Annotated in this window: 8 protein-coding genes; 7 read left to right on the forward strand and 1 reads right to left on the reverse strand. The window is 73.7% G+C overall.

Annotation, left to right across the window (positions count from 1 at the left end; genetic code table 11):
* The 7 genes from GXP74_RS29570 (at position 1) to GXP74_RS29600 (ending at position 10,607) form a co-directional block, all read left to right on the forward strand.
* On the forward strand, positions 1–654 hold the full coding sequence (locus GXP74_RS29570; RefSeq protein WP_182454287.1) for a response regulator transcription factor: 654 nt from the start codon (positions 1–3) through the stop codon (positions 652–654).
* A 207-nt stretch (positions 655–861) separates the two neighbouring features.
* Complete coding sequence (ectB, locus tag GXP74_RS29575; protein WP_182456721.1) at positions 862–2,163, forward strand: diaminobutyrate--2-oxoglutarate transaminase; 1,302 nt, start codon at positions 862–864, stop codon at positions 2,161–2,163.
* Between the two features lie 27 nt (positions 2,164–2,190).
* Positions 2,191–3,144, forward strand: coding sequence for an ornithine carbamoyltransferase (locus tag GXP74_RS29580; protein WP_182454288.1), 954 nt, complete (start codon positions 2,191–2,193; stop codon positions 3,142–3,144).
* Positions 3,137–5,458 carry a lantibiotic dehydratase gene (locus GXP74_RS29585; protein ID WP_182454289.1) on the forward strand — a complete coding sequence of 774 codons (2,322 nt, stop codon included), beginning with the start codon at positions 3,137–3,139 and terminating at the stop codon, positions 5,456–5,458. Before GXP74_RS29580 ends, GXP74_RS29585 begins: the two co-directional genes overlap by 8 nt.
* Complete coding sequence (locus GXP74_RS29590) at positions 5,455–7,938, forward strand: amino acid adenylation domain-containing protein (RefSeq protein ID WP_182454290.1); 2,484 nt, start codon at positions 5,455–5,457, stop codon at positions 7,936–7,938. The genes GXP74_RS29585 and GXP74_RS29590 overlap by 4 nt, the downstream gene beginning before the upstream one ends.
* Positions 7,939–8,035: 97 nt before the next feature.
* On the forward strand, positions 8,036–8,299 hold the full coding sequence (locus GXP74_RS29595; RefSeq protein ID WP_182454291.1) for an acyl carrier protein: 264 nt from the start codon (positions 8,036–8,038) through the stop codon (positions 8,297–8,299).
* Positions 8,300–8,312: 13 nt separating this feature from the next.
* The gene (locus GXP74_RS29600) at positions 8,313–10,607 is read left to right on the forward strand and encodes a lantibiotic dehydratase (RefSeq protein WP_182454292.1); all 2,295 of its coding nucleotides are present in this window, start codon (positions 8,313–8,315) and stop codon (positions 10,605–10,607) included.
* Between the two features lie 153 nt (positions 10,608–10,760).
* Here the strand turns inward: GXP74_RS29600 and GXP74_RS29605 are convergent, their stop codons facing one another.
* On the reverse strand, positions 10,761–11,747 hold the full coding sequence (locus tag GXP74_RS29605) for a TauD/TfdA family dioxygenase (RefSeq protein ID WP_182454293.1): 987 nt from the start codon (positions 11,745–11,747) through the stop codon (positions 10,761–10,763).
* Positions 11,748–11,760 lie beyond the last annotated feature (13 nt).

Genomic DNA, 11,760 nt, shown 5'->3' on the forward strand with positions numbered 1-11,760 from the left:
ATGGTGGCCCCCGACACGGCCCCGGCCCCGGGCGCCCTCCGCGCCGCCGGGCCGCAGGTGCGGGTGCGGTCGAGCGACGCCACGGCGCGCGCCGCGGTGGAGGCCAAGCTGCTGGATGCCGGGCTCCGGCTGGCCCTCACGCCGAATCCGTCCTCGCGGGACGTGCTGGTGGCCGTGGGTGACACCGTGGAGGGCGCGATCGAAGCCTGCGGGCCCGCCTTCCCTGGCGCCGACGAGCGGCGGCTGGTGGTGGTGGCCGACGTGCTGTCCCGCCACGGTGCCCGCCAGGCGCTGCGAGCGGGCGCACGGGCCATGGTGCTGTCCGCCGAGGCGACGCCGGAGCGACTGGCTGCCGCCGTCCACTCGGCCCACCGCGACGAGGGCCGACTGTCCCACCTGGTGCTGGCCCGTCTGCTCAACGGGGCGTCGGAGCCGACCAGTCCCGGACGGCGCCCGGGCACACCGCAATTGACCCACCGTCAACTTGAGGTGCTGCGGCTGATGGCGGACGGCCGCGGCAACGAGGCCATCGCCAGGACGCTCCGCTGCTCCAAGCACACCGTCAAGAACGTGATCTACGAGTTGATGGGACAGCTCCAGGTCCGGAACCGGGCCCACGCGGTCGCGCACGCCGTGCGAACCGGGCTGATCTGACCCGCTGACCGGACCCGGGCACCCGACCGGGACAAACACGCAGCGGGGCGGCCCCGCGACTGCCATTCGTTCCCTGGTGCCGTGCCGCGATCCGGCGGCACGCTGCTTCTGCCCATGTCCGTCCCCTCGGGCATGGCGACCCGCCCTCCACCCGCGGGCGCCGCCATGGGCGGCCACCGCGAGCTCGATTGCTGCCGAGAGGACCTGATGGACATCGCCGAGGACACCGAGACCACTGGCCAGGACCCGCTGCCGGAGCCTGAGTTCAAGGTCTTCGAGGAACTGGAGTCGGAGGTCCGGATCTACTGCCGCAAGTTCCCGGCAGTCTTCGAGCGGGCCAAGGGCGCCGAACTGTTCGCCGAGGACGGCCGGACGTTCATCGACTTCTTCTGCGGCGCGGGGACGCTCAACTACGGGCACAACAACGACTTCATCAAGGCCCGGGTGACCGAGTACCTGGCCGCCGACGGCATCGCGCACGGCCTGGACATGTACACCGTGGCCAAGCGGGAGTTCCTGGACGCCTTCGCCGACACCGTGCTGCGGCCCCGCGGGCTGGACTACAAGGCGCAGTTCACCGGTCCGACCGGTACCGACGCGGTGGAGGCCGCGCTCAAGCTCGTCCGCAAGCAGACCGGCCGTTCCGGCCTGGTCGCCTTCACCGGGGCGTACCACGGCATGTCGCGCGGTTCGCTCGCGGTGACCGGTAGCCGCCGGGCCCGACGGGCGGGCGGCGTCGCCGGGCAGGACGTCACGTTCGTCCCCTACGAGGACGGCCCGCAGGGCCCGTTCGACTCGATCGGATACCTGGAGCGGCTGCTCGCCGACCCCTCCTCGGGCGTCGACCTGCCCGCCGCGGTGATCGTGGAGCCCACGCAGCTGGAGGGCGGCGTCTACCCGGCGAGCGCCGGGTGGCTGCGCGCCCTGCGCGAACTCACCGAGCGGCACGGGATCCTGCTGATCCTCGACGAGATCCAGGCAGGCTGCGGCCGCTCCGGCCGGTTCTTCTGCTTCGAGCACGCCGGGATCATCCCGGACGTGGTGACCCTCTCCAAGTCGCTCAGCGGGTACGGGCTTCCGCTGTCCATGGTGCTGTTCAAGCGGGAGTTGGACGTCTGGGAGCCGGGTGAGCACACCGGGACCTTCCGTGGCAACCAGCTGGCCTTCGTCGCCGCCACCGCGGCCTGCGCGCTGTGGCGGCAGGAGGGCTTTCACACCCACCTCGCCGCCGCCATCGGGCGGCTCGACCGGTTCCGCGGCGAACTGGACTCTCTGGCACAGGGACTGGTGACGCGCGGGAGCGGCATGGCGCTCGGCATCGACCTCGGCGCGGCCGGCGGCCCGCAGCGCGCCGAGCGCCTGCAGCGGTACGCCTTCGATCGGGGGCTGATCGTCGAACTGTGCGGTCGCCAGGACGAGGTGGTGAAGCTGCTGCCTCCGCTGACCGTCGATCTCGCGGTCCTCGACCGCGGCCTCGACGTGCTGCGGCAGGGCCTGCAGTCGATCTGACACCGCCGAAGAGACAAGGAGAGCACCATGTCCCGTCCGCTACGCCGCCACCTGATCTCGATAGACGACCTCGGCTTCGAGGAGATGCACCGCATCGTGCAGCGGGGCGCCGACTTCGCCGCCGGCCGCCTTGAGGACGCCCGCCCGCTGCACGACGCGGTGGTGGGCATCCTGTTCCGCAGGACCTCCACCCGCACCCGCACCGCCTTCTCGGCCGGCACACTGCGCCTGGGCGGCCGGTTGATCAGCTACGGCCCCGGCGACCTGCAGGAGAACACCGGGGAGGCGGTCGAGGACACCGCCGCCGTGCTGTCCCGGATGCTGGACGTCCTGGTCGCCAGGACCGCCGGCAGCGAGGCCGAACTGCGGGCCTTCGCCGCCCAGCGGCAGATGGCCGTGATCAACGCGATGAGCGCCGCCGAGCACCCCACCCAGGCGCTCGCCGACCTCACCACGCTGCTCCGCCGGTTCGGGAGGATCGACGGTCTGCGGGTGCTCTATGCCGGGGAGGGCAACAACACCGCCTCGGCACTGACGCTGGCGCTGTCCCGCTACCCCGGTACCGAACTGCACCTGCGCACCCCGAGCGGCTACGGGGTCGAGCAGCGCTACCTCGACCGGGCCGCCGAGTACGCGGCCGGCAGCGGCGCGCTGGTGGCGCAGCGCCACGACATGGCCGACCTGCCCGAGGTCGACGTGGTCTATACCACTCGTTGGCAGACCACCGGCACCACGAAGGCCGACCCCGAATGGCGGCGTGACTTCGAGCCGTTCCAGGTGGACAAGGCCGTCATGGACGCCGGCGCGGGTGCGCTGTTCATGCACGACCTGCCCGCGCACCGCGGCGACGAGACGACCGCCGAGGTACTCGAAGGACCGGCCTCGATCGCCTTCGAGCAGGCCGAGAACAAGTACCACAGCGCCCGTGCGGTGCTGGAGTGGTGCGTCGGCGGCGGCCCCGCGGGAGACGGCGATGAGTGAGCCCATCCTGCTGCCCGACGGCGGCTGGCGCCTGTGGCGGCACTTCGCGCTGCGCGGCCCGGGGTTCCCGGTGACCGGGGTGCTGCGCCTGGCACCGCAGGGCCTGGCCGAGGCCGCCGACCGGTTCGGCGCCGGAGCGGAACTGGCCGGGGCCGACTGGCGGACCTTCGAGGCCGCCTTCGCCGACGCGGCCGTGGACACCGCCAGGGAGCTGCAGACGATCGCCCGCCGATCCGACTTCCGGGCCGCGGTGGCCTGGCAGAACCGGGCCGTGCTGCGTTCCGGGATCGCGCCGTTCCTCGCCTGGACACCGAGTGCGGCGGGCCGCACCAGCATGCCGCGCCAGCGCGAGGAACTGGTGGCGCACTACTGGCAGCGGTTCTGCGTCAAGAACGACACCATCGGCTTCTTCGGCCCGGTCGGCTGGGCCACCCTCGACCCGGAGCTGCGCGGCGTCGAGGTGGACTGCGGCACCGGCCTGATCACCCGCTCCGAGGTCTTCTTCTCCAGCTGGTCGATCGACGAGCTGGCCAGGACCCTGGACCGCGATCCGGCCCTGCGCCTCTGGCTGGCGCCGCGCCGACTGCCGTACCTGCGCTTCGGAGAGGCGGAGGTACGGATCCCGGGGCGCCCCGCGCAGCCGGTGTCCGCGTTGGAGCACCAGGTGCTGCTGCGCTGCGACGGGGTGCGCCCGGCCCGGGAGATCCAGCGGGAGCTGGCCGACCAGGCCGCGCCGGAGACGGTCGAGCAGGTGCTGGAGCAACTCGTCCGGCGGCGCTGGATCGCCTGGCGGCTGGAGATCCCCGCCACCACGTACCCGGAGCGCCACCTGCGCCGGACCCTGGAGGGGATCGGCGACCCGGCGGTCCGCGAACCCGCCCTGGCCGGGCTCGCCGTGCTGGAACGCGGACGGGACCGGGTGCAGGCCGCCGGGACCGACGCGGAGGAACTCGTCTCCGCGCTCGCCGCCCTGGAGGGCGACTTCGCCGACCTGGCGGACGCCCCGGCGCAGCGCGCGAAGGGCACGCGGACGGCGCCGAACCGCGCCCTCGTGTACGCGGACTGCAGGCGCTCGGCCACCGCCCGGGTCGGCAGTGCGGTGCTGGAGGCCCTCACCCCGCTGGAGCTGTGCCTGACCGCCTCCCGCTGGATGACCGACCGGTTCGCCGAGGTCGTCGGCGCCCGGATCGCCGAGGCGTACCAGCGGCTGCGCGCCCAGCAGCGGACGGTCGACCTGGGCTCGCTCTGGTTCGAGTGCCTGCCCGCCCCGCACAGCCGATCCATCGCCGACATCGACGCCATCCAGGCGGAGCTGCGCGAGCGCTGGGCGGCCATCATCGGCGCCCCGGAGGACGCCCGGCGGGTGGAGCGGACCTCGGCCGACATCGCCGACCAGGTCCGCAAGGCGTTCGGGGACCCGGGCACCGGATGGTCGCTGTCCCGCTACGCCAGCCCGGACGTGATGCTCATCGCGGAGGGCCTCCAGGCCGTCGAGCGGGGCGAGTTCACCCTGGTGCTCGGCGAGCTGCACGTCGCGATGAACACCCTTGGCGCCTCGCTCTTCGTCAGCCAGCACCCGGACCGCGACGAGCTGATCGCGGAGACCACGGCGGACTTCCCCGGTCCGCGGCTGATCCCGATGCTGCCCAAGGAGCTGCCGCTGATCCGCTGGTCCGCGCGCAGCCGCCCCGCCCTGGAGCGCCCGCATGACTACTACGTCGCGCTGGTGGACCACACGGCCGACCCGCACCGTCCGCGCACCGTCCGCTGCGCCGACGTGTCGGTCGAGGAGCGGGAGGGCCGACTGGTCGCCGAACTGCCCGACGGCGCGGTGTTCGACCTGCTGGACGTCTTCTGCCACGCGATGACCAACCGGGTGATGGACCGCTTCCGGATCCGTCCGGACGACGACCACTCACCTCGGGTCACCGTCGACAAGATGGTCCTCTCCCGTGAGACCTGGCGCGTCGCCGCCGGACAGCTGCCCTTCGCCACCGAGAAGAACGAGGCGCGGCGCTTCGTCCGGGCCCGCCACTGGCAGGCCGCGACCGGGCTCCCGCGACACGTGTTCGTGGTCTCGCCCGCCGAACCCCGACCGTTCTACGTGGACTTCGACAGCCCGGTGTACGTCAACATCCTCGCCAAGGCGATCCGCCGACTGGCCGCCCGGGACCCGCAGGCCCGACTGACCGTCTCCGAGATGCTGCCCACTCCGGAGCAGGCCTGGCTCACCGACGACCAGGGCCACCGGTACAGCTCCGAACTGCGCCTGGTCGCGGTCGACCGCCTCAAGGTCCCGGGCGGCGCCACGTGACCGCGCGGACCAGCTACGTCGACGCGATCGCCGCGCACGCCGCCCACGCTCCCGGGGCGCCCGCCCTGGTCACCGCGGACACTGTCCTGACGTACCGTGAACTGGTCTACCGGATCGAGAAGTTGGCGGTGGGTCTGGCCGCGCGCGGGGTCGGTCCCGAGCAGGTCTGCGCGGTGGCGGTGGAGCGCGGCCCGCAGGCCGTGGCGGCGATGGCCGCCGTCTCCCGGGCCGGTGGGGCCTTCCTCACCCTGGACGTGGACGCGCCGCCGCTGCGGCTCCAGGCGATGGCCGACAGCGCCCGGGCCACCTTCCTCGTCACCACTGCCGCCCTCGCCGCCAAGCTCGATCTGACCGTCCCCGGGCCGACCGCGCTGATCGACGAGGAGGAAGGCCCCCGAGCGGCCGCGCGGCGCCCGCTGCCGGACATCGCGCCGCGTTCGCTGGCGTACGTGGCGCACACCTCCGGCTCGACCGGGACACCCAACGCGGTGCTGATCGAGCACCGCGGGCTCACCAACTACCTGCGGTTCGTGGTCCGCGACTACGGGCTCGGCCCGCACACCACCGCGCTCCAGCTGGCCCCGCTGGGCTACGACGCGTCCATCCGGGACACCTTCGCCCCGCTGGTCGCGGGCGCCCGGCTGGTCCTGGCGGACCGCTCGGTGCTGCTTCGCGCCGAGGGATTCGCCGACACGGTGCGGCAGTTCGGCGTGGACACGGTGCTCAGCGCCACCCCGTCGCTGCTCACCTTCCTGACCCGGCACGAGGGCATCGCCGAGCAACTGCGCGGCCTGCGGCTGACGGTCTCCAGCGGGGAGTCGCTGCGGCCCTTCCTCACCGCGGGCGGCCACCGGGTGCTCGGCGGCAGGCTGGTCAACCAGTACGGCCCGACCGAATGCACCATGACCTCCACCCGGTTGCGTCTGCCCGAGGAGCCGGAGACCGGCGCCGACCTGATCGGCACGCCCATCGACGGCAGCTCCGTCCGGCTGCTGGACGCCGGGCTCGCCCCGGTCCCGGACGGCGAGGTCGGCGAGATCCACATCGCCGGGGCCGGTGTGGCGCGCGGCTACGGCGGCCGTCCCGCGCTGACCGCCGACCGCTTCCTGCCCGACCCGGCGGGTCCGCCCGGTGCGCGGATGTACCGGACCGGCGACCTGGCCCGGCGGCGGCCCGACCGCACCCTGGAGTACCTCGGCCGCAGCGACCGGCAGATCAAGATCCGCGGCTACCGGGTGGACCCGGCCGAGATCGAGGGGGAACTGCTCGGACACCCCGCGGTGACCGGCGCCGTGGTCACCGCGTCGACCGACGACCAGGGCCGCACCTACCTGGTCGCCCACGTCGCCGGACCGACGGCCGAGGTGGCCGACTCCGCGCTGCGCACCCACCTGGCGCGGACCCTGCCGTTCCACCTGATGCCGCGCCGCTTCGTCCGGATCGACCGGGTGCCCACCACCAGCACTGGTAAGGCCGACCACCGCGCGCTGAGCTCACCGGACACCACGACAGGTCCACGGCCCCGGCCCGACCTGGGGGACGTCCGGGCGGCGGCCGACCGGATCGCCGCCCAGGTGCGGCGGACCCCGCTGCTGGTCCTCGACGCGCTGCCCGGCATCCTGCTCAAGGCCGAACACCTCCAGCACGGAGGTTCGTTCAAGGTCCGCGGCGCCACCAACGCGATGGCCGGAGCCACTGCGGCCGGGATCGTCACCGGCTCCTCGGGCAACCACGGCATCGCGGTCGCCCGCAACGGCCGGGCCCTGGGCGTCCCGGTCACCGTGGTGATGGCGGCGGGAGCCAGCGAGGACAAGGAGCGGGTCATCCGCTCACTGGGCGCGCGGGTGGTCCGGGTGGACGGTGGCGTGGCGGAACGCGAGCAGCGGGCCCTCGCCTGCGCGGAGCGGACCGGCGCGCTGTTCGTGCCCTCCTCCGACCAGGAGTTGGTGGTCGCGGGCCAGGGCACGGTCGGCCTGGAGATCTTCGAGGACGCGCCCGAGGTCGATACCGTCTTCGTTCCGACCGGCGGCGGCGGTCTGCTCGCCGGAATCTGCCTGGCCGCGCGGGCGGCCCGCCGCCCGGTGCGGATCGTCGGCGTCGAGCCGACCGGCGCCAACCGCTACGCCCGCTCGCTGGCCGCCGGACGACCGGTCGCCGTGCCGCCCTCGGCCACCGTCGCCGACGGGCTGCGCGGGCAGCGGCCAGGCGCGGTCCCGTTCCCGATCATCCGGGACCGGGTGGACGCCCTGGTCGACGTCTCCGACCAGGAGATCCTGCGGGCCATGCGGCTGCTGCACGGGGCGGGCGTCGCCGCCGAGGCCAGCGGCAGCGTCGCGCTGGCCGGAGCGCTCTCCGAGGCGGGCCGCCCGCTGTGGGGCAGCCGCGTCGCCGTCGTCGTGTCAGGGGGCAACACGCCCGCCGCCCTGGCCGCCGGGCTGTACGCCCGTCCCGGGGATCGGCCCCCGGGCGAACCGGCCTGACCCGCGCGGACCGTCGGCACCGGGCCGACACCGCGCCGTCGGCCGACATCCGTCGGTCGACCCGTCCAGCAAGCATCCGCTGACCCGGAGGTATCGCATGACCAGTACGGACAGCCACCAGATCGAAGCCGCAGCCCTCCCCGAGCTGATCGCCTCCTTCTACCGGGAGACGCTCGGCGACGAGGCGCTGGACACCTTCAGCGACTTCTTCGAGGCGGGCGGCGACTCACTCAGCGCCTTCCAGATCACCGCCCGGCTGCAACAGGCGGTCGGCGTGGAGGTCCCGGTCGCCCTGGTCTTCACCTACCCGTCGCCCGAGGACCTCGCCATGGTCGTCATCGCCGACGCCGGCCTGAGCTAGAAGGAGGTGGACCATGGCCGGGACAACCGTCCCGCTGGGGGACAAGTGGCAGCTGTGGCGGCAGTTCGCACTGCGCGGGCCGGGCTTCCCGGCTGACGGGGTGCTGCGGCTGGCCGTGCCCGAGCTGGTCAGGGCGGCCGACGCCCTGGGGCCGCGGGCCGCGCTGACCGGGCCCGCCTGGAAGGCCTTCGAGGCAGCCTTCGCCGAGGCGGCGGTGGACAGTGCCCGGGAACTGCAGCGGATCGCCGCCCGGCCGGACTTCCAGGCCGCGGTGGCCTGGCAGAACCGCGCCGTGGTCGGCCGCGCCGTGGAGCCGTTCGTGCGCTGGGAGCCGAGCGTGGCCGGGCGGACCAGCAGCCACCGGCAGCGTGAGGAGCTGGTGGCGCACTACTGGCAGCGGTTCTGCGTCAAGAACGACACCATCGGCTTCTTCGGCCCGGTCGGCTGGGGCGAACTCGACCCGGAGCGGCCCGGAGTGACGGTCGAGCCCGGAGCGGGCCTGCTTTCCCGGACCGAGGTGTACTTCTCCAGCTGGTCGATCGACGAACTCGTGAAGGTGCTGAACGCCGACCCGGGACTGCGCGACTGGGTGGCCCCGCGCCGCATGCCCTACCTGCGGATCAGCGAGACCGAGGCCCTGCTGCCCGGTCGGCCCCCGCAACCGGCCACCGACCTGGAGCTGGCCGCCCTGCGGCTGTGCGACGGCCGCCGCCCGGTCCGGGAGATCCGGCGGGAACTGGCCGACCGGGCCGCGCCACCGGAGGTCGAGCAGCTGCTGGAGCAGCTGGTCCGGCGGCGCTGGATCGTGCGCAAGCTTGAGGTTCCGGCCGGTACCCACCCCGAGCGCCACCTGCGCGACTGGCTGGAGCGGGTCGGCGACGAGACGGCGCGGCGCCGCGGCCTGCGCCTGCTGGAGGCGCTCGAACGCGGACGGGCCAGGGTCGCCGCGGCGGCGGCCGGACCGGAGCTGACCGAGGCGCTGGCCGCCCTGGAGTCCGACTTCCGGGAACTGACCGACGCGGCGGCGACCCGAGAGAAGGGCGGGAGCACGGCGCCCTGCCGGACCCTGGTCTACGCCGACAGCATCCGGTCCGCCACGGCGACGGTCGGCGCCGAGGTCCTGCGGGCCCTGGCACCGCTGGACCTGCTGCTGACCAGCGCCACCTGGCTCACCTCCCGGCTGGCGTCCCGGGTGCTGACCCTGGCCGAGCAGGTCCACGACCGGCTGAGCGCGGCCGGTGGCGAATCGATCGACCTGGCGTCGTTCTGGTTCGCCTGCATGCCCGTCCTGCACGGCGACGCGGTCGCCGAGGCGGCCGCCCTCCAGCACGAGTTCTGGCAGCGCTGGTCCGCGGTCCTGCGCCTGCCGGAGCGGAGCGGCAACGTCACGGTCGCCTCGGCGGACATCGCCGAGGCGGTGCGGGGCGCCTTCGACGAGCGGTCCGCGGGCTGGACCGCGGCCCGCTACCTCAGCCCGGACGTGATGCTGGCCGCCGACGGCCGGGAGGCCTTGGAGCGCGGCGAGTTCGAGCTGGTGGTCGGCGAGCTGCACGTGGCCACCAACACGCTCGGCGCCTCGCTCTTCGTCCACCAGCACCCGGCCCCGGACGAACTGTTCGAGCAGACCAGCCGGGACCACCCGCAGCCGAGGCTGATGCCGCTGCTGCCCAAGGAGCACCGCGCCCGACTCTCCACCCGGGTCCGACACGCCCTGGTCCGGCCCGAGGACTACCAGGTCGCCCTGCTCGACCACGGCGCCGACCCGCAGCGGGAGCGGACCGTGGCCAGCGCCGACGCGGTGGTGGAGCGGCAGGACGGCCGACTGGTGGTCCGGCTGCCCGACGGAGCGGTCTTCGGCGTGTTGGACGTCTTCGCGCACGTCCTGACCACCCTGGTGATCGATCTGTGCCGACTGCTGCCCGAGGCCGACCATACCCCCCGGATCACCGTGGACCGGCTGGTGCTGGCCCGGGAGACCTGGCGGTACGTCGGTGCCGCCCTCGACTGCGCCCAGGACAAGAGCGAGGCGCGCCGCTTCGTGCGGGTCCGCCGCTGGCACGCCGCGACCGGGCTGCCCAGGTTCGTCTTCGTCACCGCGCCGACCGAACCCCGGCCGTTCTTCGTGGACTTCGACAGTCCGGCGTACGTCAGCCTGTTCGCCAAGGCGGTTCGCCGCCTCACCCGCCAGGACCCGCAGGGCCGTCTGACGGTCACGGAGATGCTGCCCACCCCGGAGCAGACCTGGCTCACCGACGACCAGGGCAACCGCTACACCAGCGAACTGCGCTTCGTCGTCCTCGACGACTGACGTCCTCGACCTCTGGCGCCAACCGAACGGGCCGCCCCCGGGAAACCGACGGAGGCGGCCCTTCGCCGTGTCCCGGCCCCGGTGCCGAACGCCGACGGACCGTCGGCGCCCGGGCGCCGACGGTCCGTCAAGGGCGGTGCGTGCAGGGGCCGGTCAGTCCGTCAGGACGTGTCCGTCGTCGGCCCGGTGGATCCGGGAGCGGCGCAGGTTCTGGGTGGCGAAGGTGCGGTGCAGCCACCGGTCGCGCCCGTCGTAGCGCGGGACGAAACCGGTGCGGCCGTGCGCGGTCACCCGGTTGTCGACGACAGCGAGGTCGCCGGGCAGCAGGCGATGGGTCAGCGCGTGTACGGAGAAGAGCCGCTGGAGTTCGAGCAGGGCCTGCGCCGCCCGATCGGTGAGCGGTTCGGTGGCGGCGAAGTCGACCAGCAGGTCCGGATCGTCGGGGGCGCCGCTGAGCACCGGGTGCGGCTCGGAGTGCGACGCGGGCAGCGCGAAGGAGGGCGGCGGCGCGGTGGTGAACTCGGGCCGGAACAGGGTCTCCCGGTGGGTGGCGCCGAGCAGGTGGTGGACCTGCCGGATGGAGGCGGTGCGCAGCCCGGCCACCCGGTCGTGGTCGGCGCGCACGCACAGCAGCAGGACGAAGTCGGGGCGGTGGTGGTGGAAGGCGTTCTCGTTGTGGAAGGTCAGCAGGTCCGACCCCTCGTTGCCCTGGGACTCCTCGCTGCCCGGCACCGGGACCACGTCGTGGACCATCGCGCCGGACTTCTCCGGCCGGAAGGAGATCGGCTCGCCGAGTACGTGGGTGAGCAGCATCAGGACGGAGGCGGGGATCGTGGCCTCGCGCTGGACGGAGCCGCTGACCGAGGGCGTCGCCCCGATCAGCTCCTCGTCGAACGGGAGGCCGCGGATCAGCAGGGATCCGGCCGCTCCCGGGTCGCGGCCGAAGGCGGCGAGGGACTTGCGCAGGGCGGCGGGCAGGTCGTGGCTGAGGCGGCCGGCCTGGCGGATCCAGGCGGGGTCGTCCATCCGTCCGCCCGCGAAGGGCAGGAGGTCGGCGGCCAGGGTCTCGACGGCCATGGACACGCTGGGGTCCAGGGTCACCACACTGTCGTGTGACTCCGCTGTGAGGACGGGGGGCATCGGTTCACTTCCT

This window comes from Streptacidiphilus sp. P02-A3a, assembly GCF_014084105.1.
Classification (GTDB): Bacteria; Actinomycetota; Actinomycetes; order Streptomycetales; family Streptomycetaceae; genus Streptacidiphilus.

Coding starts and splice junctions, on each gene's coding strand:
- GXP74_RS29570 (WP_182454287.1), top strand. CDS start 1: ATGGTGGCCCCCGACACGGCCCCGGCCCCGGGCGCCCTCCGCGCCGCC.
- ectB (WP_182456721.1), top strand. CDS start 862: ATGGACATCGCCGAGGACACCGAGACCACTGGCCAGGACCCGCTGCCG.
- GXP74_RS29580 (WP_182454288.1), top strand. CDS start 2,191: ATGTCCCGTCCGCTACGCCGCCACCTGATCTCGATAGACGACCTCGGC.
- GXP74_RS29585 (WP_182454289.1), top strand. CDS start 3,137: ATGAGTGAGCCCATCCTGCTGCCCGACGGCGGCTGGCGCCTGTGGCGG.
- GXP74_RS29595 (WP_182454291.1), top strand. CDS start 8,036: ATGACCAGTACGGACAGCCACCAGATCGAAGCCGCAGCCCTCCCCGAG.
- GXP74_RS29600 (WP_182454292.1), top strand. CDS start 8,313: ATGGCCGGGACAACCGTCCCGCTGGGGGACAAGTGGCAGCTGTGGCGG.
- GXP74_RS29605 (WP_182454293.1), bottom strand. CDS start 11,747: ATGCCCCCCGTCCTCACAGCGGAGTCACACGACAGTGTGGTGACCCTG.